The sequence below is a fragment of the Erythrobacter sp. SN6-5 genome (genome assembly GCF_057364945.1).
This window is the reverse complement of the sequence record NZ_CP200282.1, coordinates 915,930-942,580: the sequence shown is the minus strand read 5'-3', so window position 1 is coordinate 942,580 and position 26,651 is coordinate 915,930. Positions and strand designations below refer to the sequence as shown.

Here is a 26,651-nt window from a genome sequence, read left to right as displayed (position 1 = left end):
TCAAACACCACACGCTATGAACCGGCTGAATCTGCACCTTGTATCGGATTCCACCGGCGAAACCTTGGAAATGATCGCCAAGGCAGCCCTGGCGCAGTTCGATAATCCCGAGGTAAACCGGCATTTTTGGCCGATGGTGCGCTCGCGCCAGCACCTTGACCGGATTGTGCCCGACCTGGCTGATAATCCTGGTCTGGTGCTGTTCACTCTGGTCAATCCCGATACTCGCGCCCGGCTGGAGGAGCATTGCCGGCAGCTCGGTCTGCCAGCGGTTCCCGTGCTGGATGGTGTTACAGCAGCATTAGAGACGCAATTGGGCGAAGAAGCTCATGGTCGCCCGGGGCGCCAACATTTGATGGACGAGGCCTATTTCAAGCGGGTTGAGGCGATCCAGTTTACCATTGCGCATGACGACGGCATTGGCTGGGAAAATTGGGAAGAGGCCGACATTGTCTTGGCCGGGGTTTCGCGCAGCTCAAAGACACCAACCAGCATCTATCTCGCCAATCGCGGCTATAGGGTCGCGAATATCCCGCTTGTGGTGGAAAGCCCTCCGCCCAAGGCTCTTTTCGGCCTTAGGCATCCGCTGGTCGTCGGCCTTACCACCGCACCAGAGCGCTTGGTCCAAATCCGCCGCAACCGCTTGCTATCGCTCAATGAAGGCACGGAGACGTCCTATGTTGACGGTGACCGCGTGAAGGACGAGCTGCAATTTGCCCGCCGGATGTTTGCCGATAATGGTTGGCCCGTGATTGATGTGACACGCCGCTCAATCGAGGAGAGCGCGGCGGCGATTATTCGTCTGGTGCAAGAACGACAGCGCCGAGATCGCCCGGTTGATGGGACGTCCAAGCCGATATGAGTGCCACCGCCCCGAAACTCATATTGGCCTCTAAATCGGCCTCTCGCCGCGCGATGCTTGATGCAGCCGGAGTACCCTACGAAGCGCGTCCCGCTGCGATTGATGAGCGAGCGCTTGAGGAGGAAATGGCGGGCTCTGCTCCGCATGAGATTGCCGAAGCGCTGGCGGTCGCGAAAGCTGCGGCGATTGCGGCGGACGAGCCTGGCGCGTTGGTTTTGGGCAGTGATTCTCTGGTGGTGGCTGGCGGTCAGCGCTTCGACAAGCCAGCCGACCGCGCGAATGCGGCGGAGCATTTGCGGTTTTTCTCCGGCAAAGCGATTGAGCTGCACAGCGCGGCAGCGCTGGTGCGAGCAAACACATGCGAATGGAGCGGGACGTCACTTGCGAAATTGCATGTTCGCGAGCTGCCCGAGGATTTCATTGAGCATTATCTGACCCAGGAATGGCCAGAGATCGGCTTCACGGTGGGGTGTTTTCGGATTGAGGCCATGGGCGTGCAATTGTTCGAGGCGATTGAAGGCGACCAATTCACCGTGCTGGGCATGCCGCTACTGCCTGTGCTCGGCGCGCTGCGCGAATTGGACGTGCTCCCCTCATGAGCGCCACAAAACCCTATGCCGAGGTGATTGGCGATCCGATTGTGCAGTCCAAATCGCCCTTGATCCATGGATTTTGGCTCAAACAGCTCGGGATTGACGCAGACTATCGTTCTCACCGGGTAACCAGCGCTGATCTGGCCAGCTATATCGCTGAGCGCCGTGAGGATCCGGCCTGGCGCGGCTGCAACATCACCATGCCTCTAAAACAAGAGGTGATCCCGCTTCTCGATCAGGTTGAGGGCGACGCTAAGACAATCGGTGCGGTCAACACGGTCTATCGCGGCGAGGACGGGGAGCTGATTGGGGCAAACACTGATGCGGCTGGCTTTACAGAGCCCTTGCAGGATATTCTGGCTGGCGAGCATCTGTTCCGTATGGCGCGCATCATTGGGACCGGCGGAGCGGCCCGGGCTATTATCACCGCGCTTACGACGTATGGCTTCACCCTCGTGATCGCCGCGCGCAATCAAGCCAAGGCAAAGCAATTGCTGAAAGAACTGCACCCTGAGGGGGAGCATTACACCGCCCCGCTCGATCATTTCGCACGCCCCAGCGACTTTGCCTTTGATGACCGCGACAGATGCCTCGATCTGGTGGTGAACGCCTCGCCTTTGGGGATGCGAGGCAGCCCAGAGCTGGTGTTTGACTGGAGCCACGCGCCGCCCGGGAGCATTGCCTATGATATCGTCACCGACCCGGTTGAGACTCCGTTTTTGCAGAATGCCGCCAAGGCAGGTTTTCCGACAATTGATGGGCTGTCGATGTTGATCGGACAGGCGGCAGCGGCGTTCGAGAAGTTTTTCGGGCAAGCTCCGCCCCGCGATCACGATGCAAAGCTACGCGAGGTGATATCTCAGTGAGCAAAACCTTCATCCTTGGCCTCACCGGTTCAATCGGCATGGGCAAATCGACCGTCGCGGCCATGTTTGAGGCACAAGGTGTTCCCGTGTTTGATGCTGATGCCGAAGTGCGCGCGATGCAGGGCCCTGGCGGATCATTGCTGCCCGCGATTGAAGCCGCGTTTCCTGGTTCGACAGGACCAAATGGGGTCGAGCGAGAGGCGCTGGGGAAACTGGTTTTCGCAGAGCCAGAAAAGCTGCGACAGCTAGAGGGAATTGTGCACCCAGCGGTCGGTCAGAAACGTGCCGAGTTCCTGCAAGACAATGCCGCTGCCCCGCTACTCGTGTTTGATATACCACTCTTGTTTGAAGGTGGCGGCAATGAAGCGGTCGACGCGGTCGTGGTTGTATCCGCCCCTGCAGTGACCCAGCGCGAGCGCGTGCTTGCCCGCCCTGGCATGACGGCGGAGAAATTTGAGCATATTCTCGGCCTGCAAGTGCCCGACACTGAAAAGCGCAAACGTGCTGATTATGTGATTGATACAGGCACTTCGCTGGAGGAAACCGAGGCCGCGGTCAGCGAATTGATTGCGCAGCTAACCACTAACGCCGCCTGACGCACTACGCGGTTTGGGCTAACCGCCTGCTAATGGCACCAATTTGGGTTAAGCTGCTTCAATTGACCTCTTGCGCCTTCGCAATCTTGGTCCGATAGTACCACCAATGCGTGAAATCGTCTTTGATACAGAAACCACCGGCCTCGATCCTAAGACAGGCGACCGGATGGTTGAAATTGGCTGTGTTGAGATGGTGGGACGGGTGCCAACAGGCGCCAGCTATCACGCCTATTACAATCCTCAGCGCGATATGCCGCAGGCGGCAGAGGCAGTTCACGGCCTGTCGATCTCATTCCTTGAGACCAAACCTTTGTTCAAGGATACAGCAGCTGAATTGCTGGAGTTTCTGGGCGATGCGCCGCTGGTTGCGCACAACGCCAGCTTTGACTTTGGCTTTTTGAACAATGAGCTGGTGCTGATCGGGATGGAGCCGATCTCGCTGGACCGGATGGTTGATACAGTCGCCTTGGCGCGTAAGAAACATCCTGGCTCCAAACTGTCATTGGATGCGCTTTGTACGCGTTACGGCATTGATCGCAGCCACCGGGTGAAGCACGGGGCGCTGCTCGATGCGGAATTGCTGGCGCAGGTCTATGTCGAGCTGACCGGTGGCCGCCAGATTGGCTTAGGACTGGCGTCGGACGGTGGATCTGACGCGGCGAGCGGCCGGGAAGATGTCAGCGTGCCAGCAGCGGCTTTGGCTGCAGCAGCAAAGCGGCGTGATCGCCGCGAACCGCGCCCGCATGCCGCAACGCCGGATGAATTGGCGCGGCATAAAGCGTTCGTGGACGGAATTGAAAAGGCAATCTGGGCGCGTTGAGTTCTCTCACATCATAACGCGCGCATTGGATTTGGGGCATTTGGGTCGAACACAACAAAGGAGACAGCCACAATGGATATCCGGGTTTCAGGGCATCAAGTGGAAACTGGCGCGGCATTGCAGGAGCATGTCGAAGACCGTTTGGGCGGCATCGTCGATAAATATTTCGACCGAGCGATCTCCTCTCACGTTACCTTTGGCAAAGCGCCTGCAGGCGCGTTCTCATGCGACATTGTGACGCATGTGATGCAGGGGCTGATCTTGAAAGCTCGGGCTGACGCGCATGACGCGCATCAAGCGCTGGACAATGCCGCGGCCAAGATCGACAAGCAGTTGCGCCGCTACAAACGCCGCCTTAACGACCGGCATGAGCAAGCCGACCATGCAAAGCGAGAAGAAGAGGCGGCCTACACCATCTTTGCAGCAGCTGACGAACCCGAAGAAGAGGTCGTGGCTGATGCGCCTCTGGTGGTCGCAGAGACCAGTACAGACATCCCATCATACAGCGTTGCGGACGCTGTCATGATGCTGGATTTGCGCGATACGAATGCATTGTTCTTCAAAAATGCTGGCACTGAGAGGCATAATATGGTTTACCGCCGCTCAGATGGCTCAATCGGTTGGGTTGAGCCGCGATAGGGCAGCGCAGCACCCCTGCTGACAGAATTGCCCCTTCATGACCGCAGGAGAAGCGCCGCGCAGGACAGCGGCAACACCCGGTGATGTGGTTATGAAATGCGAGTGACTGAATTAGGATCACGATTTTTGCGATGGATGTAAATCTGAGATTGCTGCCCGAGGCGGTCGCCTCGGCTCGTTTGGAAACGCGCCAGGAAGTCCTGAGCCGAATTGCTGAAATGCTTTCGGAAGTTCATGGTCTTGACCGCGTGGATATCCTTGAACGTTTGGAAGAGCGTGAGGCGCTTGGTAGCACCGGCTTTGGCCGGGCCGTTGCGATTCCGCACTGCCGCTCTCGCGAAGTAAAGCGCCCTACTGTGGTGCTTCTGCGTCTGGAGCAACCGGTCGATTTCGCTGCGGCTGATGCCATGCCTGTCAGTCTGATTTTCGGCTTGGTATCGCCAGAAGATGCGGGCGCGACTCACCTGCATGCTTTGGCGACCATTTCGCGACTAATGCGCGATGATGCGATCCTGGATGCGGTGCTCGAGGCGCCGGATGCAGACGCGCTTTATTCGGTTTTGACCAATCAATTCCTGCGTGATGCCGCCTGAGGATCATATGAGCGAGCCTGCGACCGGTTCTGGCGCAGAGGCCTCTTCTGGAGGCGCTGAGCGGCATTACCGCGCGCTTGAACAATTGTATAACTCGGCTCCGATCAATGGGAAATTCGCTTCTGAGCTGGCGATTTTGGAGGAAGGGCGCTCGCGCCTGATTTTCACCATCACCGAAGATGTGTTTCACGCCGCTGGTGCGGCTCACGGCACGATCTATTTCAAAATGCTCGATGATGCGGCCTTTTATGCGGCCAACACCCTGGCAACCGATCGTTTTTTGCTCACGACCAGTTTCAACCTGCACTTCACCAAGCCTGTCAGGGCGGGTGAGGTCGTGGCCGAAGGACGATGGGTGAGCGGAAAACGCCGCGTGTTTGTAGCCGAATCGCGGCTGGTTGACGCAGAGGGCGATGAAATTGGCCGCGGTACCGGCACATTCATGCGTTCACGGATCGCGCTTTCCAGCCTCTCTGGATACACCTCTGCCCCCGGCACCTCAGGCGAGTAAAATGGACGCGCGGCTGCCTGCCCATATCGAAATCACCGGTTTGATACGCGCTGCAGAGGAGCAGGGCGGCATGGCGACGGTGCTTTCCAAAGGTGAGAGAGACGCTGGAACGATCCTCGTGGTAACCATGTATCGCGGTGAAAACGCAACACTTTACGAGCGGATGCCGCAGCTTGATGGGTCACGCTCCTTTGTTGCTACAAAAATCCAAGATATTGAAAAACCATACGAATTTACAGAATATTTGGATCGTAGAGGCTCGCAAGACCCCGATAATTGGATACTGGAGGTGGACGTCGCGGACCCGGAACGCTTCGTCGCATCGAACCTCCATTAACTTGACATAGTTTCGGTTGCGACTAACTGGCTGCATAGCTTCCAAGAGCGTAGGCGGTTTGACACGGCGATAAGGTCGGCAAACTAGCACGCAGACGGGGGGCAGCCGGTAGGCATATTTAGACCCCTCTCTTAATTCGCGAATACACTCGCAACAGGTCTTAGCCTGCGTCGGAGCTTGCTCACCGCACAGAATGTGATTGTTCATGAGTCGCAAGACTTATTCTTTGAGTGCAGCCGCGATTGTCGCGATCGGCACCATCAGTTTCTCCAGTGCCGACATGTCCGGCGCTGTCGCTCAGGAAAGCGACGCCGAAGTGGTGTCCGTCCCTGAGGTCGCTGAGAGCAGCGATACCGTCTTCATTTCGCAGGAAGTGGTTCAGCCACTGGCCGCGGAGACACTGGAAGACGACGATAAAGCTTCTTTGATCCCTCAGGCCGCGCCAACAGCGGACTCGCTGCGTGAGCTTGTCGGTCAAATCGATACCTCTGGTACATTGTCCAAAGAACTGCGCTGTCTTGCAGGAGCGGTCTATTTCGAAGCGCGCGGTGAGCCGCTTGTAGGTCAGCTGGCCGTCGCACAGGTTGTTATGAACCGCGCCGATGATCGCCGCTTCCCGGGAAGCTATTGCGGTGTTGTCTATCAACGCTCGCAATTCTCTTTCGTAAAAGGCGGCCGGATGCCAAACATTCGAACCGGTACGGCTGCGTGGAAGCGCGCCAAGGCGATTGCTCAAATCGCGCATGATGCGATGTGGGAATCCGAGGCGGACGATTCACTTTATTTCCATGCGAAATATGTGCGTCCTTCATGGAGCCGCAACAAGACGCAGCGAGCCTCAATCAATACCCATATCTTCTACCGGTAATTTGATCTTCAAGAGTTTAGCAAGCCCTCGCTGGAAACAGCGGGGGCTTTTGTTTTGGAGAACCACCGCCACCCGCGCCCTCCACCCTTCCGCCCGGATCAGTGTCCGGTAGGCTCCGGGTGGAAGGGTGGAGGGCGCGGGTGGCTAGGACGAGGCTAACTAAAGCTGGCCCAGACAGGCGCATGATCGCTGGCTTTCTCGCGCCCGCGATGTTCCTTATCGACGCCCACAGCACTTAGGCGATCGGCCATCTCCGGCGAGAGCAGAATATGGTCGATCCGGAAGCCATGGTCGCGCTGCCATGCGCCCGCTTGATAGTCCCAATAGGTCCACACGCCGCCGCGCGGGTTGAGCGTGCGCACCGCGTCGGTCCAGCCATCGCCTAGCAGTCTGGCGTAGGCGGCGCGCGATTCTGGCTGCATCAGAGCATCGCTCGCCATGGCTTTTACCGCGAACACGTCATCATCTTCCGGGATCACGTTGTAGTCGCCGAGCACTGCAGCAGGCACTTCTTCAGCCCAGATTGCGCTCATGCGAGTGCGCAGTTTTTCCATCCATGCCAGCTTATAATCGAACTTCGGCCCTGGCAGTGGATTGCCATTCGGCAGATAGATGCACACGATCCGGGTCGTGTTCCCGTCCTTGTCCGTGATGTCGGCCTCGAGATAGCGCGATTGCTCGCCCTCGCCTTCCTTCGGGCCATTAATGCCCAGGCCGCGTTGCACCTCTTTGGGCGGATGATAGCCCGCTTTGCCATCGGTCAGGATTGCGACGCCATTGAAGCTCTTTTGGCCATGCCAGACCGCGTGATAGCCGAGCTCTTCAAAATCGCTTGCCGGAAAGCCCTCATCTTGGCTTTTGATCTCTTGCAAGCAAGCCACGGAGGGGCGCGTTTCGGCGAGCCATTCCTTGAGGCGCGGCAGACGGGCTTTGATCCCGTTAATATTATAGGTCGCAATTTTCATGAAAGCCGTAATGGCCCAAACAGCCTTGCGGGTCTAACTTAAATCCCGAAGCTGGAGCCGCAGCCGCATCCGGCCGCCGCATTGGGGTTTTCGACCTTAAACGCCGCACCGCCTAGCGATTCGACGAAATCGACTACGCTGCCGCCGACAAGGTCAAGGCTGACCGGATCAACCACCAGTTTCACGCCGTCAGTTTCGCTAACGCTGTCATCATTATCGGGCGCTTTGGCCAGATCAAACTTGTACTGAAAACCCGAGCATCCCCCACCCTCCACGGATAGGCGCAGAATTGCGGGCGCTTTCTGCTTCTGCGCGATCAGCGCAACGCGCTTCGCCGCAGAGGGAGTGAGTGTGAGTGTTTCGGCCATGATAGGTCTAATTTAGGCGGCCTTGCCCCAATCCTCAAGCACTACCGCGCCAATGGCACCGCATTAGCCAGTTTGAATATAGGTCCGCAGAGCCTCGGCTTCGTGCTCAACCTCGTCAATTTTGTTCTTCACCAGATCGCCTATGGAGATGAAGGCGCACAGCGCGCCGTTGTCGATCACGGGGAAATGGCGGAAACGCCGCCGGGTCATTAGCGCCAGGGCATCATCGATTGTCGTCGAAGGCTCAACCGTCACCGCTGCAGCGATGTCATGATCTGGCCAACCGTCTTGTTAAGACAGCTCGCGCCTTCCTCCGCCATCCGGTAAATCACGTCCCTTTCAGACAGAATTCCAGCGACCGTGCCATTGTCCAATACTGGCAAGGCACCGATCCTTTTACCCGCCAGCATCGTCACCGCTTGCGAGACCGGCGTATCAACGTTGCAGGCGATGATATCCGAAGCAGATCGTTTGGCGATGATTTTGGCGATTGTCATGATGCGCGGCCTCCTATGACGACTTGCAAAACATGCCACTTGAATCGCAAAAAAGCGAATCCGCAGATTAACTTAGGGCGTCAGCCGCGCGTTAGCAGCCTCAAAGCGCCTTTAGGTCCATCGCAAGCCTATTGAATCCTCACCAGCCCCGGCGCATGTGGGGGGCATGGTCAAAAAATCCCCGCTCGACGATCCGGAAAACGCCGCTTACGCTTGGGCGCGGTATCGCCGTATCATGCGCTTGCTGATGGGGGTGACGATTGGCGTCGTGGCGATCGCGCTGGCTCTCTTGTATAAATTCAATGGCGCGATTTCGGTCCATTTCTATATCGCGGTGGCACTCGGTATCAGCTTCACGATGCTCCTCGGCGGCGGGTTGATGGGGCTGGTGTTCCTGTCCAATGGGACGGGCCATGACGAATCGGTCGACAACAAACTGCCCGATCCTGATGAGCTATGGAGCAAGCGCGATGAGGATTGAGCGCTCGCCTGCTGGCTAACCCGCGCGCAGTGCCGGTTGCAGGCGAAACTCTTCAACGGGTTCGCCGCCGATCAGATGTTCTTTGATGATCCGCTCCAATACGGCGGGCGAGCAGGAGTGGTACCAAACCTCATCCGGCCAAACGATGGCAATTGGTCCGTGAGAGCAAATCTGCAAACAATCAGCTTTGCTGCGCTGGACGCCGCCGCCGGGCCCGCGCGGATGCTCTGACGTGCGCTTGGGCCCGATCAGGCCGAGTTCTTTCATCCGCGTCTTGAGGAAGGTCCAGGCTTCTTCCCCTGCCTCTGGCGAGCAGCACTTTTGCTTTTCGCTGAGCGCGCACAGAAAGATATGACGCTCGGTCTCAGCGCCATATTTCTTGGATAATGCGGTTTGCGCCGCGAGCAGGCTCAATTCGTTCGCCGCATCCGTCATTCTTTGATCGTCTCGACGTTCTGCACCAGCCATTGGTCAAGCCAATTGAAAACGGTTTCGTGCCATTGCAGCGAGTTTTCCGCGCCCAGAACCCAGTGGTTCTCATCCGGGAACACCAGCAATTGCGAGGGGATGCCGCGTTCCTGCAGTGCGGTGAAGCTTTGCAGGCCTTGGCTGTAAGGGACGCGGTAGTCCTTCTCACCAGTGATCACGAGCATTGGCGTTTGCCATTTGTCGACGTGATTGACCGGGTTCCAGCGCTCGTAAGTTTCGCGTGCCTCACTGTATGATCCACCGAAATCCCAACGGGGGAACCACAATTCCTCGGTCGAGTAATAGAAGCTGCGCATGTCGAACAGGCCGTCATGCTGGACCAGACAAGCGAAACGATCCGGCCAGTTTCCTGCGATCCAATTGACCATATAGCCGCCGTAGCTCGCGCCCATGGCGCAGACGTTGCCGCCATCGATCTGGCGGTCGAGCTTAAGCGCCGCGTCCAGGCCCAGTTGCAGGTCTTCGAGTGGTTTGCCGCCCCAATCACGGTTGATCGCGTCCATGAAGTCTTGGCCGTATCCAGCGGAGCCATGAAAATCGACTGAGATTACGGCGTAGCCCTGGCTTGCGAGAACGCGAGGGTTCCAGCGGCTTGACCACCCATCACGAAATGAGCCTTGCGGGCCGCCGTGGATGTAGAGGATCGCGGGGATCGGGCCGGTTTGCTGCTCAAGCCGCGTGATCTGGCCCCAAACCGTGTCACCGCCTGCGCCAGAGAAACTGAAACGTGTGGTCACCGTTGATGCCATCTTGCCGGTACGGGTTGTGGCGACATCGGTCAGCGGCCGGGCCTGTCCATATCCGTCTGAGAGGAACAGTTCCGCGGGAGCGCCAATCGAATCGCGTGTGAACAGCAAACGGTCATCGGGCAATGGGGTGACATTGCCGATATGCGCTTCATTGCCAGCCATCAGGTCGAGCTTTTCGACCGCGCCGGTCTTTGGGTCGATTTTGAGCACGGGTGTATCGAGTACATCAGCGGCCGTGGCCAGAATTGCCTTGCTGTCTGGCGTCCAAGAAAGTCCGCCAAAGCCGCGGTCATAGTCCTGGGTCAGCGCGCGGGTTTTACCGGTCTTGAGATTGCGAAGATGCACGACCGTGCGGTCGGATTCGTATCCCGGTCGTGCCATCGCGACATAGGCGAGATATTTGCCATCGGGCGAAGGCACAGGGCCGGTGTCGACCGCTTGGTTCGCGGCAGTCAGCTCGATTGGCGCTCCGCCGGACAGGTCGGAGAAATAGATATCAAGATCGGTTGAGGTAGGTTCTTTCGCTCCGGTTTCGCGGGCGACGAAATAGATGCCCGATCCATCCGGTGCCCAGACAATATCCTCGCCGCCGCCAAATGGCATAGTGGGCGTGTTGCCCGTGAGGCCGGTTTTCGGATCAGCGCCATCAATCGGCACACCCTCGCCTGTGGCAACGCCATCCGCTAGATCAAAGGCAAATACCCGATTGTAGGTGCCAGACGTTGACCAGGTATCCCAATGGCGGAAGAACCCGCCATCGCCCTCATAGAGCCTTCCCGTTCCCGGCCCAGGCAGATGGGCTTTGCCGTCCGCATTGCAGCCAAAGGTCGGGCAATCACGGGCGATTGGCGCCCATAGCGCAATCCGGTCACTATTCGGCGACAGTTTGAAGCCGTGAATATCGGCAAGCGGCATGTCAGCGACCAATATCGGGCCAGTCACATTGCCATCGGCCTCTAACGCGACCCGCCAAATGCGGCTGCGTTCTTCCTGGCTCTTGTCTGTGTGCTCTGAAGAGAGAAAATAGAGGTAATTGTCGGAGCCGAAAGCGAGCGAATTGGCCGAGAGCCCCAAGTTGAGAGACATCGGAGCTTTGCCCGGCTCTTGCAGGTCCAGCAGGTAAAGGCTCGGCGTGCGTTTAAGGCTTGCCGGATCGGTCCGCGTTACTCGGTAAATCGCAAAACGCCCATCATTCGTAACGATAGGACCGCCGAGACGCGGCGTTGTGATCAAATCCTCCGCTGACATTGGGGTGGTTTCCACCCCGGGAATGTCCTTCGGATGGCCTTCGGCGGCAAGCGACGATGCGAAAATCGAGGCGGCGGTGAGCGCCGAAAATACGGCAACATGCGACATGAGCTTTATCATGTCAGCAGGCCTAACCGCTGGGTTCGTCTGTGGCTAGAGTTTCACATGCGGCGAAGCGCGCAAAGACGCAAAAACTAGCCGCGTTTGCCAGCGATCCGGGCGATTTCCGCCTGGACGAGCTTCTCAACAATACCGGGCAGGTTCTTTTCGAGCCATTCGGCCAGCATTGGGCGCATCAGATCGCGGGTGAGTCCTTCAAGCGACGTCTCGCCAGAGCGAACGATCTGCGGTTGCGCGCCAGGCTCCGCCAGCATCGCCAAAGCTTCCAGGTTCTCGCGCATTGCGCCGCGCACCGCCTCATTGGTGAGCTGCGGGTCGTGATCTTCGCTTTGATTTTCGCTCAGCAGAAACTCGCCATCGTCGCCTACCTGATCATCGGCATCCACGTCTTCGGCGAATTCCATCTCCGCCAGATCGAGCACTTCGTCGGCGTCTTCAGCAACATTGGTTGTATCCGCACGCTCAGCCTCTTCCTCGCGCCGACGGCGAGCTTCCAACGCGCCTTCGCGGTTATCGCGGGCGATCACCTTCTTGATTGATTCGAGGATTTCTTCGACCGAAGCTTCGTTATCTTGCGCCATTTTTTGCTCTTAGCTCGCTGGTAATGTTAACTAAGTTTCAGACGCAGTTACGGATAGTTAGCCGCGTGTCAATTGCCTTCGTCTGAATCTAATGTGGGGCCGATCTTCGCGTCAGCCGCCGGAATGTCAACGGTTCTGGTCGAATTTGGCGAAGGTTCTGGGTCACGATCAAAGTCCCAAATTTTGCCGCGCACCCGCTCATAGTTAACTTGCGGGTCGTATAACACGCCGCCAGTATCGAGGTTAAGATCGCGTGCTTCAGCCTGCCCCATCAAGGCGAGCAAGGAGAACCCAGCGACATAGGCATTGCGCCGCGCAGTCACCAATTGCGCCCGAGCAGAGAGCAATTCCTGCTCCGCATTGAGCACATCGAGGATCGAGCGATTGCCGATCGAGTTTTCCGCTTTCACGCCTTCCAGGCTGAGCTCAGCAGCCTCCACGGCCACTTGTGAGCTTTCGATCACCGCATTGGCGGCCCGCCAATTGGAATAGGTTGAGCGAGTTTCCTGAATGACGCTGCGTTCAGAGGCGATCACAGCCTCCAAAGCAGAGGATTCGCGTGCGCCCGCCTGGCGTTGCCGCGCGGCGGTCAGCCCGCCTTGAAAAATCGGGATCGTCACGCGGACGCCGACATTCGCTGTCTTCTCACTTTGTGAGAAGTCCGACGAAACCGGACCGCCGAGTGTTCCGAAGAAATCGCTGTAGTCGCCATTGGCGAACAGGCCCACTGTTGGAAGGCGCCCGGCGCCAGCTGCCTCAGTGTCATATCCTGCGGCCTCAGCACGTTCTTTGGCAGCGATTAAATTGGGATTGTTTTCAAGCGAGGTTACGATGGCCTCGCCAACATTTTCCGGTAGGCCGGGCAGCGGCGGCGGCGCCATCAGCGTGCCGGGCGCTTTGCCAACCAATTGCAAATAGACCTCGCGCGCTGAGATGACGTTGGCCTCAGCCAATCTCAAATCGCCCTCGGCCAGTGCGAGCCGTGATTGCGATTGCGCCACATCTGTGCGGGTCAGATCGCCGATCTCAAATCGGTCACTGGTCGCCTCCAGATTGATGCGTAGCACTTCGACCTGATTGGCGCTTAGCGCGACCAGGGCCTCCGTCCGCAGCACATCCATATAGGCGGCGACCACTTGGCTGAACACGGTGCTTTCGGTGTTGCGCAAAGTGGCCTGGCCAGCCGCGACCCGCTCTTTGGCGGCGCGCACAGCATTGCGTACGGCTCCGCCAGAATAGACTGGAACCAGCAATGCCGCATTGACGCCAAGGTTGCGTTCCGGCGCGGTGAATGAGTTGGCCGAGCGGCGCACAAACTCGATATGGGTCGCTGTTACGGTCGCGGTTGGCAATCCGTTGGCGCGGTTGATTGGCACGCCTTCATCGGTCGCCCGCTGGTCTGCCCGCGCGCCTTGTAGTGTCGGATTGGTCTTATAGGCCTCGACCAAGGCATCGCGCAGCGTATCCGCTTGTGCAGGCGCAGCTATCGCCCCGGCGGCGAGCGCCGCAGCAATGCTGGCCAGAGAACTCATCCGGCGGATGTTTGGCAGAGGCGCGCGTTTCATGCGTTAAAAGCTCCAGCTTTTCGCTTGGTCAAATTCGTGCAGAACCGGGATCCCGATATCGTGCACCGCTTGCAGGGTGACTGAACCGGCCACCTTGCGGCCCGATGCGATCCTGGTGACGCCGTTCTCAACAATACCAGTGACGATCCGGCCGTTTTCGGCGAGCCGTTTAGCGAGGCTGTCTGGCAGATGCTCAATGGCGCCATCGACCACGATCAGAGAGAATGTCTTGCGTGAATTCTTGGCTAAAGCGTCTTCGGCGCTGATCTGCTGAACATCGGTGACCAGTGGGCCAATCAACTCTGCAAAATATTGCGTTCCGCCTTCGACCACCAGAACGCTGTCGTCTTTGTTCGGAGCGGCCTCGGTCAGCATCATCCCATGCACAACGGGCGATGAGAGATAGCGGCCATCGCCCAGCGGCACGGCGCGGTCCATATAAGCAACGGGACGCGCCTCGGCAGGCACGAAATTCTCACGCGGTACGGCATTCATGCGCGCCAGCACATATTCTTCATTCACGCCGCTGGTCCGCAGCTGGCTGTCAATCATAGCCTTGCGGGCGACAGGTGCATTTAACTCAGTCATGTTCACTCCACGAGAGCTGTATTACTCCAGCAATACAGCGCGTCAAGACGTTTAGCTGTTCGCACCGCCAGCGCCAAGGGCTTTGACGTTCACGATTAGCAGTGCTTATGGGAGCCTAAAATAGACCGAATGGAGTATGTCTTCGATGAGCGACGTTAAAAATATGGGTGCAGCGGGCGAAGGCGCGGTGCGTATTGAAACCGATCTCGCTCGGCGAAGTCTCTGTTCCGGCGGCTAGCCATTGGGGCGCGCAAACTCAGCGCAGCTTGGCAAACTTCGCAATTGGTGATGAGACTATGCCTGCGCCGCTCGTAAAGGCGCTGGGTATTCAGAAGAAATCCTCGGCGCTCGCCAACATGGATCTGGGCGTGCTCGATGCGAAACTGGGCGAGGCGATCGTCGTGGCGGCCGATGAAGTGATCGACGGCACTTTGGCCGACCAATTCCCGCTGTCCGTGTGGCAGACCGGTTCTGGCACACAGAGCAATATGAACGCCAATGAGGTGATCGCCAGCCGCGCGAACCAGATTCTTACCGGTCAGCACGGCGGCAAAGACCCCGTGCATCCCAATGACCATTGCAATATGGGTCAATCCTCGAATGACACCTTCCCAACGGCGATGCATATAGCCGCGGCGAGCGAAACAGTGGAGCAGTTGATCCCGGCACTTGGCGGGCTTCACACTGCGCTTGACGCGAAGGCCCAGGCGTTCGCGGATATCGTCAAGATTGGCCGCACGCACTTGCAAGACGCGACTCCGCTCACCTTGGGCCAGGAGTTCTCCGGTTACGCGAAGCAGGTCGAATATGGCGTCGCCCGGCTCGAAAACGCTTTGCCGCGGGTGCTGGAGCTTGCTCAAGGCGGGACTGCGGTCGGCACTGGGATCAATTCCAAGGCCGGCTTCGCAGAGAAATTCGCGGCTCATGCAGCGAAACTGACCGGGCATGACTTTGTAACGGCAGCGAACAAATTTGAAGCTTTGGCGGCTCACGATGCGTTGGTTGAGCTCTCTGGGGCGCTTAACTCGATCGGCGTCAGTCTGATGAAGATTGCCAATGATATTCGCCTGCTTGGCTCTGGTCCTCGCAGCGGCCTTGGCGAAATTGCCCTGCCAGCGAATGAACCGGGCTCTTCCATCATGCCGGGCAAGGTTAACCCCACTCAATGCGAGGCGCTGACCATGGTTTGCGCTCAAGTGATGGGCAATCACACGACGGTTAGCGTGGCGGGATCGAACGGCCACTTGGAGCTTAACGTGTTCAAGCCGGTGATGATCTACAACGTGCTGCAGTCGGTGCGCCTGTTGGCCGATTCGGCGCGCAGTTTCACCAACAATTGCGTGACTGGGATCACCGCAAACACCGACCGAATCGACAAGCTGATGAATGAGAGCCTGATGCTTGTCACCGCACTGAATCCGCATATTGGCTATGATAATGCCGCCAAGATCGCGAAGAAGGCCCATGCTGATGGCACGACTTTAAAGGAGGCGGGCATGGAGCTTGGCTTGCTCACGGAAGAGCAATTTTCCCAGTGGATCGTCCCTGCGGAAATGATCAAACCAAGGGCTTAGAGGCGGGTTTGAGCAAGGTAAGCGCGTGAATTCGGCTCGAATGCCAGTTTGGAGGGATGATCCTCCTATGACCGGCATTCGACCAAAGCATGACCGTGTCCGACGAGAAATTGGCTATGTTTTCCCGAGCGCGCTATTTGCGGTGATCTAATGCGCATCTCAAAAACCACTGAAACCCGACCGACCGTGCCTTTCCGCATGGTGCTGCTGTCGATGATCGTGATGTGGGCGACCTATTTTGCCCTCATCACCATGCGCGGTTTTGTAATGGAGTTCGACCTCCAGGTCGAAATGGCGTGGCGGCGCGGCATCGTGTCCATGGTTGGCATTGCACTGACGATTGCCCTGTGGGGTATGCTGCGGCTGTTTGATCATAAAGCGGTGTGGATCAAGGTGATGGCCGCGATCATCCTATCTGTTCCGGTTGCGTTTGCGATCGGCAAGACGAATCATCTGGTCTTCCAGGACATCCAAGAAACTGAACAGCGAAAGTACGCAGAGAAACAAAGTGGCGTGAATATGCGCCGTGATGAGGCAGGTAATCTGCTAGTTGACGTTCCAGTGATACGCCCTGGGCCGGAAGGCTCGGATGATACCGATCCAGTCCTCGATTCTGAAAGCGTTATCCTCGTTCCTGCGCAAACCAGCGCGGATGTGTGGAAGGCAGTGTTCGATATAGCGCTTGGGCGCTATTTCTTGCTGCTCGCCTGGGCATCGCTCTATTTTGCAATTCTTGCAGGTTATCAGGCTCGGGCGGCGGAGCGGCGCGGGCAGGAATTCAGGTCCGCTGCAGAGGCGGCTGAGCTGCGGTCTTTGCGCTATCAGGTGAATCCACATTTCCTGTTCAACACGCTGAACTCGCTGTCCGCTTTGGTGATGACCGGCAAGGCAGAGCGGGCAGAGCGTATGATCCAGACCATGTCGCGATTTTATCGTCACAGCCTTGCGGATGAGCCAACCTCTGACGTTCGGCTCAAGGACGAGTTTGACTTGCAGCAGCTCTATCTCGACATTGAGGCGGTGCGCTTTCCAGAGCGATTGATTTGCGATTTTGATCTGCCCGATGATCTTGTGGATGCACGCGTGCCAGGCATGATTCTCCAGCCCTTGGTCGAAAACTCGGTCAAATATGCGGTGTCTGCTGTGAATCGCCCGGTGACTATCACGGTTAAGGCACGCGAGGAGTTTGATCGGCTGGTAATAACAGTGAGCGACGATGGGCCCGGCGTTCCGGCAAATGCCAGCCATGGCTTCGGAATTGGCCTTGCCAATGTGCGCGATCGGTTGGAGGCACGCTTCGGTTCAGATATTGTTCTGAGTTCGAGCCCGATCGATGGCGGTTATAAGACAGAACTGCGGATACCTTTGACCAAAAATGGCTGATAGCGAAGAAACTGGCGGCGCATTGCGCACGCTTATTGTCGATGATGAACCCCTGGCGGTTGAGCGCATTCAGGTGATTTGCGCCGAACTCGGCTCGATCAATGTGGTTGGCACCGCCAGCGATGGGGCCGCGGCCTTGCGGTTGGTCGAGGCGCTGACCCCAGATTTGATTTTGCTCGATATGACCATGCCAGAACTCGATGGCCTCGGGGTCGCCAAGAAGCTGGGCAAAATGAAAGACCCGCCAGCAGTCATCTTTGTGACGGCGCATGATGACTTTGCGGTAGAGGCCTTTGATCTAGAGGCGATTGATTATGTCCTGAAGCCCGTTTCTGCTGACCGTCTAGGCCGCGCAATTGAGCGAGCCGTTGCCCGCCACGGCGAGACGGGCAAGAAGACCAGCAAATGGCTGGATGAGCTGTGGGTTCCGCATCGCTCCGAATTGCTGCGTGTCGCGGTCAGCGAGGTGCATCAGATCGATGCCGAGCGTGATTACGTTCGGCTGCACATTGGTACTGATGAAGCGCCGCAGTCTTATCTATTGCTCCAAACCATTGCCGGTCTGGAAAAACGGCTGGACCCCGAGGAATTCATCCGCATTCACCGCTCTACCATTTTGCGGCGCGACAACATTCGCGGTCTGCGTCATGATGGTTTGGGGGTGTGGTCTGCTGAGTTGCAGAATGGTGAAGCCCTGCGGATTGGCCGGACCTATCTCTCAAAGGTGAAGGGAATGGCGGGGCGTTAGGGCGCCTAATGATTGTTGAGCGTGTGGACGCCGAACTGCACTCGCCCCTTACATTAAAAAGACGACTCGAACCCTGGGACTGGTTAGGGCTCGAGCCGTCATCTATGGACCTGAATTCAGGCTCATAGGGGTCTTGTTAGAATGTTGGGATCAACCGCCGCGTTGTTGGGCTTCAATCAGGGTGGCCACTTGTTGTTCGGCGCTTTTCATCGCCTTGGCGTAGCAACGCTTGCTGTCCATTGACGGGATTCGCGAGCCGGAACGACGTGTACCCACCCCGCAAAGGGCTTGTGCTGCCTTTTTCACTCGGCGATCAAGTCGTTCTTGACCTTCCGGTGTGGCGAGATTGATATCGGCAATTGCGATCTCAACGCTTGGATTGTCGCTTGGACCAGCAAGGGCGGGGGTAGACACGACCGCAAGGCCAAGGGCCGCAGTGGTCAAAACTGTCTTCAACATAAATTCCTCCATTTGCAAGAAACGGCCCGGTTCGAGCGGGGGTTCGAATGGGGTTGCCGTAACCGCCCTTGCACAATCAGAATTAGGGGAATGCAGACGAGCGGTCATTCGGTGCTCGTTCGCGGCAGAATGTCGCTCGACTGGTGCGGCGCGTTTCGGACAGATGCGATAAACTGCCCGACGAATGACCCTTTCCAGCAGACCAGCGTTTGCGCCATAGTGCAGCCATGCTGCCGGTGATGATCATTTTTGCCCTTGGCGTGGGGAATTTCGCTTTGCACCAGGCGGTGCTGCAAAGCGGCCACCCAATGCTTGGGCAAATGCCATGGTTTGTGCATATGCTAGGCGGGAAGCTGACGCTTGCGACCGAATTCATGGTCTTGCTGGCCGCCATGATGCTGGCCGCCAATGGTTGGCCCATGCTGGTTTGGGTTTATCTGGGATACAGCGGGCTCAATGCGCTGGCAGCTTGGCTGATCTTGTCAGATCAGATCTAAGGGGTCGGCCAGGGAGCAGATTGCGCTTGCGCTTTTGCGGCAATCCCGCTTGTCACTTTGGGCTATGGCAACTCGGCTCTTTCATATCAGCGATGTGCACTTTGGTGTTGAGGATCGCGCCGCGCTGGGCGCTGTGGCCGCCGCGGTCCAGCAAGAGCGCCCGGATGCGGTTGTGTGCACTGGTGATTTGACTCAACGGGCCAAGCACAGCGAATATGCTGATGCGGCGCAGTGGTTTCGTTCGCTAGGCGCGCCGACTGTGCTGCAGGCTGGCAATCACGACATGCCCTATTACAACTTGTGGGAGCGTTTTACCGATCCCTATCGGCGCTACCGCGCGCTGACTAACCAGGCTGGTGCTCAGCTCAATTCAGATGATGTTGTGCTTATTCCGCTCGTCTCCACGGTGCGTGTGCAGCCGCGCTTTCCGTGGTCGGATGGGTTTGTGCGTAGGCGGCCCTTGGCCCGCACCGTGACGCAGCTAAAAGAGCTCGGAGGCGATCCACGTACAAAGATTGTGATGTGTCACCATCCGCTGCTCGGTCCAGAGAACGCCGGTGGCAATCCCACTATCGGCGGTGATGAGGCCTTTGCGGCCATCGCATCGGCTCGGCGCAGATGCCGTGATATCGGGGCACGTGCATACGCCGTTCGATGAGGTGCGATCTCGTGGTGGGCATTCCATGCGGATGATCGGAGTTGGCACCCTTTCGACCCGCCTGCGGCATGGGGCACCCCCTTGTTATCAGGTGCTCAATTGCGAGCCTGGCGGATCAATCACTGCCGAATTGCGCGTGGTTGGTGATCCGCCGATAGGTTGAGTAAGCACCCCGCCTCATTTTGCCGCTGATCAGGATGGAAACCAGATGTTAGGCATATTTCGCTAATCGCTCGTCAAACCGCGAATGTGCGGCAGTATGGATCGTATGTGATTTGGCAGAGGAGTGTTGGTCATGAATGCTATCAAAGCAATGATTTTGGGCGGCGTGCTGACATATGTTGTGGCGCTGGTGATTGGCTCACAAGGGTCAAGTGGGGGTTTTCTGGCGATCCACAATATGCGTATGGGCGAATATGCTGTCCTGTGGTCTTGGCCGCTGTTTCTGGCTGGCACTGGCCTGGCCTGGGCGATGACGCTGCTGCAACCAGAATAAATGATTGCTGCTTGACGGCGGTTGGACCAGATCACGATCTGACCAGACTTTATACCACACAAAGAAAAAGGGCGGCCCTTCCATCGGAGAGCCGCCCTTTTCGTATTTTGTTCGCAGTGAACGTGATTAGCGTTTCGAGAACTGGAAGCTCCGGCGGGCTTTCGCGCGGCCATATTTCTTACGTTCAACCACACGGCTGTCACGGGTGAGGAAGCCAGCGGCCTTCACCGTAGAGCGCAGTGCAGGCTCATATTTGGTCAAAGCTTGGCTGATGCCGTGCTTTACCGCGCCAGCTTGGCCGGACAGGCCGCCGCCGCGAACGGTTGCGACAATGTCGTATTGGCCTTCACGCTCGGTGATCGAGAATGGCTGGTTGATAATCAGACGCAAGGTCGGACGAGCGAAGTACACTTCTTGCTCGCGGCCGTTGATGGTGACCTTGCCTGTACCTGGCTTCAACCAAACGCGGGCGACCGCATCCTTACGGCGACCAGTGGCATAAGCGCGGCCATATTGGTCGAGCTCTTGCTCACGCAGGGGCGCAGCAGGATTTTGAGCGATTTCCGCGGCATCGGCTGCAGGTGCATCGCCAGCAATGTCCTTAAGATCTGCGAGATCAGACACGGTTTCCGTCGCGGTTTCAGTTGCTGGCGTTTCAGTCGCAGCTTCTGGCGCGGTTTCGGTTTCGGTGTTCTTTTCGTCGGCCATTATGCAGAGACCTTATTCTTGCGGTTCATGGATGCAACGTCGAGCACGGCTGGGTTCTGCCCATCATGTGGATGCTCGGTGCCGTTGTAGAGGTGCAGCGCGCGCATTTGCGCACGGCCCAATGGGCCACGCGGGATCATACGCTCGACAGCTTTTTCAAGCACGCGCTCAGGAAAACGACCTTCCAGAATCTTATTCGGGGTCGTCTCTTTAATGCCGCCAGGGTGGCCGGTGTGCTTATAATAGATCTTGTTGGCCATCTTGTTGCCGGTGAATTTCACCTTGTCGGCATTGATGACGATCACGTGATCACCGCAGTCAACGTGCGGGGTGTAGCTCGGCTTGTGCTTGCCGCGCAGGATATTGGCGATGAGAGAAGCAACACGGCCAACGACCAGTCCTTCGCCATCAATAATATGCCATTTCTTATCGACCTCGGCCGGTTTGATCGACCGGGTCTGCTTGCTGAGCGCCTTCATGGGCTTTTCCTTAAACCTAAGGCCGCCATTCGGGAGAAAAGAGGCCTGAAAAATCAAAACAGCCGGGCGTTTGGGCCGCGGCTGCGAATCGAAAGGTACGCCTTTCAGCATATCCTTACCGATATGAGGCGCGATTTGTCGCTAAGACGGCTCAAAGTCAAGCAAAACCGGGCGTTTCGGGAGAGGTAAAATAATACCTTAGCAAATTTTCACCAGCAATTGAGGGGCGAGGCGCTGTTTATGCGTTCAGCGCCCAGGTTTCGCTCGAGTGGCGCTCATCATCGCCAATACGCGTGATAATCTGCCGCTTGGCGTGGGCAAGCCAGCGCTCGCCCGGCGCGCAGCGGGCCGAAAAGCTAAATTCAAACTCCCCGTGCGAGCCATCGGGCAAATTGACCGGCTTTATGGAATGAACTGTCTCTTCGCTGGGATAGAACAGATCGCGGGGCATCTGCTCAAGCAACGTGCCGCCAGTCTGCTGCAATTGCGCCAGGTAAGCCATGCGCTGCGCCCGCTGGGTCGCTGAGCTACTGTGCCGCTTGATCATGCTTTCCGCTTCTTTGATTGCGGCATCGACGTCTTCCTGACTGGTCGATGTGCCGCAGCGGCAAGGATCTCCCCTGCCTCGCCGAGCAGAATCGGAAACATGCTGTCGGTTGAGCGGGCTTCTTCAATCGCGGCTAGTTGGGCAAGTTGCTCTGGCGCGTCGACTTTTGCGAAGATTTGCTGGCCATTGATCGCAATGCCGCGCCCTTGGGCGGAGAAGTTGACCTGCCATTGGCGGGTCACCGACAGAATCTTTCCATCGCGCAGCTCTCGCTCAATCCGCCGCATAAGTCGCATAGAATTTGCCGGGATAGTCAGGCGGCCCGCCGCCATTGCCGGTATGCTAGACGTGGTTGCCCCCGCCACGAGCGCTCCAAGTGCCGAGCCTATGGCGGCCCGGCGAGTGAATTCAGTCATCGTTACCCACCTTAACGTATTCTAACGCGGCTGAAGCGCGGCCAACCATGTTTCTGTTTTATGGTGGGCCGCGTCACAGTGCCAGCCAAGTATTGCTGGACTATCGTAGGGATGCAATACACCAAGGCGTTCAATAGTGCGATTGAGCAGATTGCCGCGTGTTTTTAACAGCACTGCCACTTCACTGCTCGTCTCGATTGTATCTTGCCATTTAAAGATCGATTCGAGCCCGCCGATCATATTGGCGCAGCCAATCAAGCCTTCTTCCAGCAGTACGCCTGCCACGTCACGCGCGCTGCCGCGATCGGGGAACGGGCACCATATTAGCGCAGATGAACAGGCGGAGTTGGTATCGGTCGCTGGGTCAGTCATTCACCCGGTGTAGCGCAATTTCAGGCCTTATACCCGCACAGTTGCCAGTGCGTTTTGCCCGTCACTGTGCATTGCCCAGGCGAGACTGGCGACCAGCAACGCCCCGGTCAGTTGGTGTGCGACGGCGATCCACAAAGAAACCTCGCTCAGCACGGTCGCAATGCCGAGTAGCACCATGACGCCAAAGGCGCTGTGCACGGCGATGGACGCCATGCGATGGGTCTTGCGCACGCGCCGCGCGATCCACACCAGAGCAGCGACTGCGATCCAGGCCCACCAGCGGTGCAACCAATGCAGCAAAAACGGATCATGGGTCAGTGTCCACAATACGCCTTGAGTGAAATTGACCTCGGGAATGAGCCTCCCATTCATGAGCGGCCAATCATAGGCGGCGTGCCCGGCATTAAGGCCGGCGACCCATGCGCCGAGCAGCAATTGCACAAATAAAATACCAGCCACTATCAATGCTGGAGCAGTGAGCGGAGCGGGTTTGACCTGCGGATCGCGCGACAAAGCTCTCAGATCGAGCGCTGTCCAGACCAGTCCGCCCAGCAAGAAAAAGGCGGTGAGCAAATGTGCCGAGAGGCGGAAATGGCTAACATCAGTGAGGTCTGTGCCCACGCCGGAGGACACCATGTACCACCCCAGCGCCCCTTGAAATCCAATCAAGGCAAGCAGCGCGAACAGACGAATCTTATAGCCATTGGGGATCGCCCCCTTCACCCAAAACCACACCATCGGGAGCGCAAATGCCAAACCAATCAATCTCCCCAGATTGCGGTGGAACCATTCCCAGAAATAGATGAGTTTGAAGGCTTCCAAATCCATTCCGGCAGGGCCGCTTTCAAACCGGTATTCGCCCGTTTGGCGGTACAGATCGAATTCTGTCCGCCATGCCTCCTCGCTCAGCGGTGGGAGCACGCCGGAAACCAAATCCCACTGGGTGATCGACAGGCCGCTTTCTGTAAGACGCGTGATCCCGCCAACCATCACGATGACTACAACCATTGCGGCCACGATCATCAGCCAGCGCACAAGCACCAGCGGGCGGCCTAGCCCGGCGGCGGGTGCCACAGTGGATGAAGCAGGATGAAGCGAAGATGCCATTTCGGGCGTCTAAGTGTCCTGCGCAGTGGCGAAGTGCAAGTATGTAGATCGCAAATGGCCTTGCGCATCCTGCAACCAGGCACCCCGGCTTACAGCGTTTGATCTAGTTCTGCTTGCAGAATGGTATAATATTACATACATGGTCCTCAGTCATCATGACCGACACCAATACCTCGATTCGCGGCCGGTTCGACCGGGCCGGCATTTGGCTCTCGGGCCTGTGCGCGCTGCATTGCGTCGCGACGATTTTTATTGTGTCGGGATTGGGTGTCGGCGGACAGTTCCTGCTCTCGCCGGACCTCCATCGTTTTGGCCTTGTGATTGCCTTGATTGTGGCAGCGGTGGCGATTGGTTGGGGTGCGCTTAAGCACCGCCAGGCGGCGCCCTTTGTGATCGCTATGACGGGTCTGACTTTCATGGGCGGCGCTTTGGCTGTGCCGCATGGCGTACAGGAAGCCGTCCTTACGATTATCGGCGTTTCCCTCGTCACTTGCGGGCATGTGCTCAATTTGCGGCACGCCCACTAATCAAGCCGCAACGCATTAGTGCGCTGATTTTGCTGCTAATTCGCGCCCGCTACTCGCGTCCATTGCCACCCGATATGCGCTTATGCTTGCGCCGCGCGGCGATGCCATTATCTCGGCGCACATGACTGCAGAAAAAAGCATCACCCTCAATGGTGACATCCGCCAGACCAGCGCTGACACAATCGCCACCCTCGTGCGCGAATTGGAGCTATTGCCTGAAAAAGTGGCCGTCGAGCGCAATGGTGAGATCGTGCCGCGTTCAACCCTTGAACAGGCGCCCTTGGCGGACGGGGACGCTCTAGAAATCGTGCATTTCGTGGGCGGCGGCGAGCAAAGCGTCTCGGGCGATGACAGTTGGAGCGTGGCGGGCCGGACCTTCCACTCGAGGCTGATTGTCGGCACGGGTAAGTACAAGGACTTTCAGCAGAATGCCGATGCATTGCAGGCGAGCGGCGCGGAAATTGTCACCGTTGCTGTGCGCCGAGTCAATGTGAGCGATCCCAAAGCACCAATGCTGACCGATTTCATTGATCCGAAGGTTACGACCTATCTGCCCAACACCGCTGGCTGTTTCACGGCAGATGATGCGATCCGGACGCTGCGCCTAGCGCGCGAAGCAGGTGGCTGGGATCTGGTCAAGCTGGAGGTGTTGGGCGAGGCGCGCACGCTTTACCCGGATATGCGCGAAACCCTGAAAGCCACAGAAGTACTGGCCAAAGAGGGCTTTCACCCGATGGTTTACTGCGTCGATGATCCGATCGCTGCCAAACAATTGGAGGATGCGGGCGCAGTGGCGATTATGCCGCTTGGCGCGCCGATTGGCTCAGGCCTAGGCATCCAAAACCAGGTGACCATCCGCCTGATCGTCGAAGGCGCAAGCGTGCCGGTGCTGGTCGATGCAGGTGTTGGCACGGCGTCTGATGCGGCGGTTGCGATGGAGCTCGGCTGTGATGGGGTGCTGATGAACACCGCCATCGCTGAGGCGAAAGATCCGATCCGCATGGCGCGCGCCATGAAACTGGCGGTGGAGGCTGGGCGCGATGCCTATCTGGCGGGCCGTATGGGGCGTCGCAAATATGCCGATCCCAGCTCGCCTTTGGCTGGATTGATCTAGGGATTTTTCCCATGGACCGGAGCCACCCGCGCCCGGATGGGCGTGCAAAACAAAACGCCGATTCAACAAATTTTACCTACGGGTTACTACCTATTAACCAAGTTCCGCGATGACCGTCTTCAACGCAGAGGAGACTTTCATGGCGACCGTGGGCAGTACATCTATGGCAATCGGCGAAATGCGCGAGTTCGCAGGCTTTAGCGCCGCTGAGCAGCGCTATATCAAGTGCAGCCTCGACATTGGTCTGAGCCGCAAGGACGCCTTTAAGCTGTGGGCCCGTGATGCGCGAGAAAACGCCGCGATCCGCCGCCAATATGTTGCCTATCAGGATCTCAAATCTTTGCGTGCGTTGGTCCCGGCTCAGCATGGTATGGCCGACACCGAGGTTTTTATCGGCAAGCTGATCCGCATGGCGACCTTCGACCTACAAGCGGATGCGATCACCAGCTTTTCCGCGTTTCGCTTCCTCTACGAGCGCTTGCTCGGCGCAGAAGCTCGCCCGTTTCTTCCCGCAGCATTCTGTGCGGCCAGCGCTTTGCCGCAAATTCAGCCGGAACGCCGCAAGGTCCTGCTGCAATCGCTTAGTGAAGCGGCGGCAACGGCTCCTGCATGGTCAGATGAAACGCCCAGCTTCTATCCGGAATATGTCGAGGAAGCTGAGCTGGTTTGAAATTGGTTGCTGAGCGCGATCTCACAACCCAGACTAAGACTTGTGCCCGCGCCTTTGGTGAGCTTTAATAAGATCAGCACAATCCTCTAGAGGTATTGCCCATGTGTCGAGTTCAAGATCATGGTGGATACCGTCATGCACAGTAGCGATTTGCGATCTCGCTAAGCCTAGTTTTCGATTGCCGCGTCCTTTTTCGCGCCGTTCCAACTCTTCTAGATTGCATTCGACTTTAACAAAGAGTGTATCAATCGCCGCGAGAGATCGGACGAAATGGTCGTGGGAGCTGGCGCCATTTTGGACGATATCTACAATAACGTTATGACCAGTCTCCGCCATTGCTCTGACTGATCTCGCCATCGCTAACTTCATATTGGGAAAATTCACAGAATTCGCTGGGATGTTCTCTGGCGTCATGCTCCAAAAAGCATCTAACTGAACGTGCAAGTAAGGATCGCTAAATCTGTTTTGGAGGCATCGAGCTAGCGTGGTTTTTCCCGCGCTGGACACCCCGTTTAGGACGATCACTTTTCCCCACATCGCGTTTGTAGCCAACACGCCTC

At 57.5% G+C, this 26,651-nt stretch carries 37 protein-coding genes; 20 read left to right on the top strand and 17 right to left on the bottom strand.

Features of this window, described 5'->3' with window-relative positions:
- The first annotated feature begins 16 nt into the window (after window positions 1–16).
- The 10 genes from AC0V6Z_RS04650 to AC0V6Z_RS04605 all read left to right on the top strand — a co-directional run bounded on the left by AC0V6Z_RS04650 (window position 17) and on the right by AC0V6Z_RS04605 (window position 6,685).
- On the top strand, window positions 17–862 hold the full coding sequence (locus tag AC0V6Z_RS04650) for a pyruvate, water dikinase regulatory protein (RefSeq protein WP_472640218.1): 846 nt from the start codon (window positions 17–19) through the stop codon (window positions 860–862).
- Window positions 859–1,461: a Maf family protein gene (locus AC0V6Z_RS04645; RefSeq protein WP_472640217.1), complete on the top strand. Its 603-nt coding sequence runs from the start codon at window positions 859–861 to the stop codon at window positions 1,459–1,461. The genes AC0V6Z_RS04650 and AC0V6Z_RS04645 overlap by 4 nt, the downstream gene beginning before the upstream one ends.
- Window positions 1,458–2,321, top strand: a complete 864-nt coding sequence (gene aroE / locus AC0V6Z_RS04640) for a shikimate dehydrogenase (RefSeq protein WP_472640216.1) — start codon at window positions 1,458–1,460, stop codon at window positions 2,319–2,321. The genes AC0V6Z_RS04645 and aroE overlap by 4 nt, the downstream gene beginning before the upstream one ends.
- A complete protein-coding gene (gene coaE / locus AC0V6Z_RS04635; protein WP_472640215.1) occupies window positions 2,318–2,917 on the top strand; it encodes a dephospho-CoA kinase in 600 nt (199 codons plus the stop codon). The genes aroE and coaE overlap by 4 nt, the downstream gene beginning before the upstream one ends.
- Before the next feature lie 106 nt (window positions 2,918–3,023).
- Window positions 3,024–3,737 (top strand): DNA polymerase III subunit epsilon, encoded by a 714-nt coding sequence (gene dnaQ, locus AC0V6Z_RS04630; protein WP_472640214.1) that lies wholly within the window; start codon window positions 3,024–3,026, stop codon window positions 3,735–3,737.
- Window positions 3,738–3,809: 72 nt separating this feature from the next.
- Entirely contained in the window at window positions 3,810–4,376 is a 567-nt protein-coding gene (hpf, locus tag AC0V6Z_RS04625) for a ribosome hibernation-promoting factor, HPF/YfiA family (RefSeq protein WP_472640213.1), read from the top strand.
- Window positions 4,377–4,507: 131 nt separating this feature from the next.
- Window positions 4,508–4,969, top strand: coding sequence for a PTS sugar transporter subunit IIA (locus AC0V6Z_RS04620; protein ID WP_472640212.1), 462 nt, complete (start codon window positions 4,508–4,510; stop codon window positions 4,967–4,969).
- A gap of 7 nt (window positions 4,970–4,976) precedes the next feature.
- Window positions 4,977–5,480 (top strand): PaaI family thioesterase, encoded by a 504-nt coding sequence (locus AC0V6Z_RS04615; RefSeq protein WP_472640211.1) that lies wholly within the window; start codon window positions 4,977–4,979, stop codon window positions 5,478–5,480.
- A 1-nt stretch (window position 5,481) separates the two neighbouring features.
- Window positions 5,482–5,817: a DUF1491 family protein gene (locus AC0V6Z_RS04610; protein WP_472640210.1), complete on the top strand. Its 336-nt coding sequence runs from the start codon at window positions 5,482–5,484 to the stop codon at window positions 5,815–5,817.
- 205 nt (window positions 5,818–6,022) lie between these two features.
- A complete protein-coding gene (locus AC0V6Z_RS04605; RefSeq protein ID WP_472640209.1) occupies window positions 6,023–6,685 on the top strand; it encodes a cell wall hydrolase in 663 nt (220 codons plus the stop codon).
- 155 nt (window positions 6,686–6,840) lie between these two features.
- Here AC0V6Z_RS04605 and xth read toward each other — a convergent pair whose 3' ends face one another.
- The 4 genes from xth to AC0V6Z_RS04585 all read right to left on the bottom strand — a co-directional run bounded on the left by xth (window position 6,841) and on the right by AC0V6Z_RS04585 (window position 8,515).
- The gene (xth, locus tag AC0V6Z_RS04600) at window positions 6,841–7,650 is read right to left on the bottom strand and encodes an exodeoxyribonuclease III (protein ID WP_472640208.1); all 810 of its coding nucleotides are present in this window, start codon (window positions 7,648–7,650) and stop codon (window positions 6,841–6,843) included.
- A 38-nt stretch (window positions 7,651–7,688) separates the two neighbouring features.
- Window positions 7,689–8,018, bottom strand: a complete 330-nt coding sequence (gene erpA / locus AC0V6Z_RS04595; RefSeq protein ID WP_472640207.1) for an iron-sulfur cluster insertion protein ErpA — start codon at window positions 8,016–8,018, stop codon at window positions 7,689–7,691.
- 63 nt (window positions 8,019–8,081) lie between these two features.
- Window positions 8,082–8,273 carry a CBS domain-containing protein gene (locus tag AC0V6Z_RS04590; RefSeq protein ID WP_472640206.1) on the bottom strand — a complete coding sequence of 64 codons (192 nt, stop codon included), beginning with the start codon at window positions 8,271–8,273 and terminating at the stop codon, window positions 8,082–8,084.
- Window positions 8,270–8,515: a CBS domain-containing protein gene (locus AC0V6Z_RS04585; protein ID WP_472640205.1), complete on the bottom strand. Its 246-nt coding sequence runs from the start codon at window positions 8,513–8,515 to the stop codon at window positions 8,270–8,272. Before AC0V6Z_RS04585 ends, AC0V6Z_RS04590 begins: the two co-directional genes overlap by 4 nt.
- 166 nt (window positions 8,516–8,681) lie before the next feature.
- On the opposite strand from AC0V6Z_RS04585, the gene AC0V6Z_RS04580 reads away from it, so the two are divergent.
- The gene (locus AC0V6Z_RS04580) at window positions 8,682–8,996 is read left to right on the top strand and encodes a hypothetical protein (RefSeq protein ID WP_472640204.1); all 315 of its coding nucleotides are present in this window, start codon (window positions 8,682–8,684) and stop codon (window positions 8,994–8,996) included.
- Window positions 8,997–9,011: 15 nt separating this feature from the next.
- On the opposite strand, the gene AC0V6Z_RS04575 is transcribed toward AC0V6Z_RS04580, so the two are convergent.
- From AC0V6Z_RS04575 to AC0V6Z_RS04555, 5 genes are all read right to left on the bottom strand, one after another.
- Window positions 9,012–9,431 carry a (2Fe-2S) ferredoxin domain-containing protein gene (locus AC0V6Z_RS04575; protein WP_472640203.1) on the bottom strand — a complete coding sequence of 140 codons (420 nt, stop codon included), beginning with the start codon at window positions 9,429–9,431 and terminating at the stop codon, window positions 9,012–9,014.
- On the bottom strand, window positions 9,428–11,602 hold the full coding sequence (locus tag AC0V6Z_RS04570; protein ID WP_472640202.1) for a dipeptidyl-peptidase 5: 2,175 nt from the start codon (window positions 11,600–11,602) through the stop codon (window positions 9,428–9,430). Before AC0V6Z_RS04570 ends, AC0V6Z_RS04575 begins: the two co-directional genes overlap by 4 nt.
- A 74-nt stretch (window positions 11,603–11,676) precedes the next feature.
- Window positions 11,677–12,183, bottom strand: coding sequence for a DUF2497 domain-containing protein (locus tag AC0V6Z_RS04565; protein WP_472640201.1), 507 nt, complete (start codon window positions 12,181–12,183; stop codon window positions 11,677–11,679).
- Window positions 12,184–12,251: 68 nt separating this feature from the next.
- On the bottom strand, window positions 12,252–13,715 hold the full coding sequence (locus AC0V6Z_RS04560) for a TolC family outer membrane protein (RefSeq protein WP_472640844.1): 1,464 nt from the start codon (window positions 13,713–13,715) through the stop codon (window positions 12,252–12,254).
- Window positions 13,716–13,751: 36 nt separating this feature from the next.
- Window positions 13,752–14,336, bottom strand: coding sequence for a protein-L-isoaspartate O-methyltransferase family protein (locus tag AC0V6Z_RS04555; RefSeq protein ID WP_472640200.1), 585 nt, complete (start codon window positions 14,334–14,336; stop codon window positions 13,752–13,754).
- Between the two features lie 194 nt (window positions 14,337–14,530).
- On the opposite strand from AC0V6Z_RS04555, the gene fumC reads away from it, so the two are divergent.
- The 3 genes from fumC (at window position 14,531) to AC0V6Z_RS04540 (ending at window position 18,041) form a co-directional block, all read left to right on the top strand.
- Window positions 14,531–15,910, top strand: a complete 1,380-nt coding sequence (gene fumC, locus AC0V6Z_RS04550; protein WP_472640199.1) for a class II fumarate hydratase — start codon at window positions 14,531–14,533, stop codon at window positions 15,908–15,910.
- 150 nt (window positions 15,911–16,060) lie between these two features.
- The gene (locus AC0V6Z_RS04545) at window positions 16,061–17,293 is read left to right on the top strand and encodes a sensor histidine kinase (protein WP_472640198.1); all 1,233 of its coding nucleotides are present in this window, start codon (window positions 16,061–16,063) and stop codon (window positions 17,291–17,293) included.
- Window positions 17,286–18,041: a LytR/AlgR family response regulator transcription factor gene (locus tag AC0V6Z_RS04540; RefSeq protein WP_472640197.1), complete on the top strand. Its 756-nt coding sequence runs from the start codon at window positions 17,286–17,288 to the stop codon at window positions 18,039–18,041. The genes AC0V6Z_RS04545 and AC0V6Z_RS04540 overlap by 8 nt, the downstream gene beginning before the upstream one ends.
- 150 nt (window positions 18,042–18,191) lie before the next feature.
- Here AC0V6Z_RS04540 and AC0V6Z_RS04535 read toward each other — a convergent pair whose 3' ends face one another.
- A complete protein-coding gene (locus AC0V6Z_RS04535) occupies window positions 18,192–18,512 on the bottom strand; it encodes a UrcA family protein (RefSeq protein WP_472640196.1) in 321 nt (106 codons plus the stop codon).
- 227 nt (window positions 18,513–18,739) lie between these two features.
- On the opposite strand from AC0V6Z_RS04535, the gene AC0V6Z_RS04530 reads away from it, so the two are divergent.
- The 3 genes from AC0V6Z_RS04530 to AC0V6Z_RS04520 all read left to right on the top strand — a co-directional run bounded on the left by AC0V6Z_RS04530 (window position 18,740) and on the right by AC0V6Z_RS04520 (window position 20,151).
- Window positions 18,740–18,997: a hypothetical protein gene (locus AC0V6Z_RS04530; protein ID WP_472640195.1), complete on the top strand. Its 258-nt coding sequence runs from the start codon at window positions 18,740–18,742 to the stop codon at window positions 18,995–18,997.
- Window positions 18,998–19,061: 64 nt separating this feature from the next.
- The gene (locus AC0V6Z_RS04525) at window positions 19,062–19,655 is read left to right on the top strand and encodes a metallophosphoesterase family protein (RefSeq protein ID WP_472640194.1); all 594 of its coding nucleotides are present in this window, start codon (window positions 19,062–19,064) and stop codon (window positions 19,653–19,655) included.
- A gap of 295 nt (window positions 19,656–19,950) precedes the next feature.
- Window positions 19,951–20,151 (top strand): hypothetical protein, encoded by a 201-nt coding sequence (locus tag AC0V6Z_RS04520; protein WP_472640193.1) that lies wholly within the window; start codon window positions 19,951–19,953, stop codon window positions 20,149–20,151.
- 126 nt (window positions 20,152–20,277) lie between these two features.
- Here AC0V6Z_RS04520 and rpsI read toward each other — a convergent pair whose 3' ends face one another.
- From rpsI to AC0V6Z_RS04490, 6 genes are all read right to left on the bottom strand, one after another.
- Window positions 20,278–20,859: a 30S ribosomal protein S9 gene (gene rpsI / locus AC0V6Z_RS04515; protein WP_472640192.1), complete on the bottom strand. Its 582-nt coding sequence runs from the start codon at window positions 20,857–20,859 to the stop codon at window positions 20,278–20,280.
- Window positions 20,859–21,338, bottom strand: a complete 480-nt coding sequence (rplM, locus tag AC0V6Z_RS04510; protein WP_472640191.1) for a 50S ribosomal protein L13 — start codon at window positions 21,336–21,338, stop codon at window positions 20,859–20,861. The genes rpsI and rplM overlap by 1 nt, the downstream gene beginning before the upstream one ends.
- Window positions 21,339–21,576: 238 nt before the next feature.
- Window positions 21,577–21,885 (bottom strand): hypothetical protein, encoded by a 309-nt coding sequence (locus AC0V6Z_RS04505; protein WP_472640190.1) that lies wholly within the window; start codon window positions 21,883–21,885, stop codon window positions 21,577–21,579.
- Entirely contained in the window at window positions 21,882–22,301 is a 420-nt protein-coding gene (locus AC0V6Z_RS04500) for a hypothetical protein (protein ID WP_472640189.1), read from the bottom strand. Before AC0V6Z_RS04500 ends, AC0V6Z_RS04505 begins: the two co-directional genes overlap by 4 nt.
- A 21-nt stretch (window positions 22,302–22,322) precedes the next feature.
- Window positions 22,323–22,673: a divalent-cation tolerance protein CutA gene (gene cutA / locus AC0V6Z_RS04495; protein WP_472640188.1), complete on the bottom strand. Its 351-nt coding sequence runs from the start codon at window positions 22,671–22,673 to the stop codon at window positions 22,323–22,325.
- Between the two features lie 27 nt (window positions 22,674–22,700).
- The gene (locus tag AC0V6Z_RS04490) at window positions 22,701–23,780 is read right to left on the bottom strand and encodes a COX15/CtaA family protein (RefSeq protein WP_472640187.1); all 1,080 of its coding nucleotides are present in this window, start codon (window positions 23,778–23,780) and stop codon (window positions 22,701–22,703) included.
- Between the two features lie 155 nt (window positions 23,781–23,935).
- Here AC0V6Z_RS04490 and AC0V6Z_RS04485 point away from each other — a divergent pair, with 155 nt between their 5' ends.
- The 3 genes from AC0V6Z_RS04485 to AC0V6Z_RS04475 all read left to right on the top strand — a co-directional run bounded on the left by AC0V6Z_RS04485 (window position 23,936) and on the right by AC0V6Z_RS04475 (window position 26,091).
- The gene (locus AC0V6Z_RS04485; protein ID WP_472640186.1) at window positions 23,936–24,307 is read left to right on the top strand and encodes a MerC domain-containing protein; all 372 of its coding nucleotides are present in this window, start codon (window positions 23,936–23,938) and stop codon (window positions 24,305–24,307) included.
- Between the two features lie 121 nt (window positions 24,308–24,428).
- A complete protein-coding gene (gene thiS / locus AC0V6Z_RS04480) occupies window positions 24,429–25,421 on the top strand; it encodes a sulfur carrier protein ThiS (RefSeq protein ID WP_472640185.1) in 993 nt (330 codons plus the stop codon).
- A gap of 139 nt (window positions 25,422–25,560) precedes the next feature.
- Complete coding sequence (locus AC0V6Z_RS04475; RefSeq protein WP_472640843.1) at window positions 25,561–26,091, top strand: hypothetical protein; 531 nt, start codon at window positions 25,561–25,563, stop codon at window positions 26,089–26,091.
- Window positions 26,092–26,124: 33 nt separating this feature from the next.
- Here AC0V6Z_RS04475 and AC0V6Z_RS04470 read toward each other — a convergent pair whose 3' ends face one another.
- The gene (locus AC0V6Z_RS04470; RefSeq protein WP_472640184.1) at window positions 26,125–26,643 is read right to left on the bottom strand and encodes a chloramphenicol phosphotransferase CPT family protein; all 519 of its coding nucleotides are present in this window, start codon (window positions 26,641–26,643) and stop codon (window positions 26,125–26,127) included.
- Window positions 26,644–26,651 lie beyond the last annotated feature (8 nt).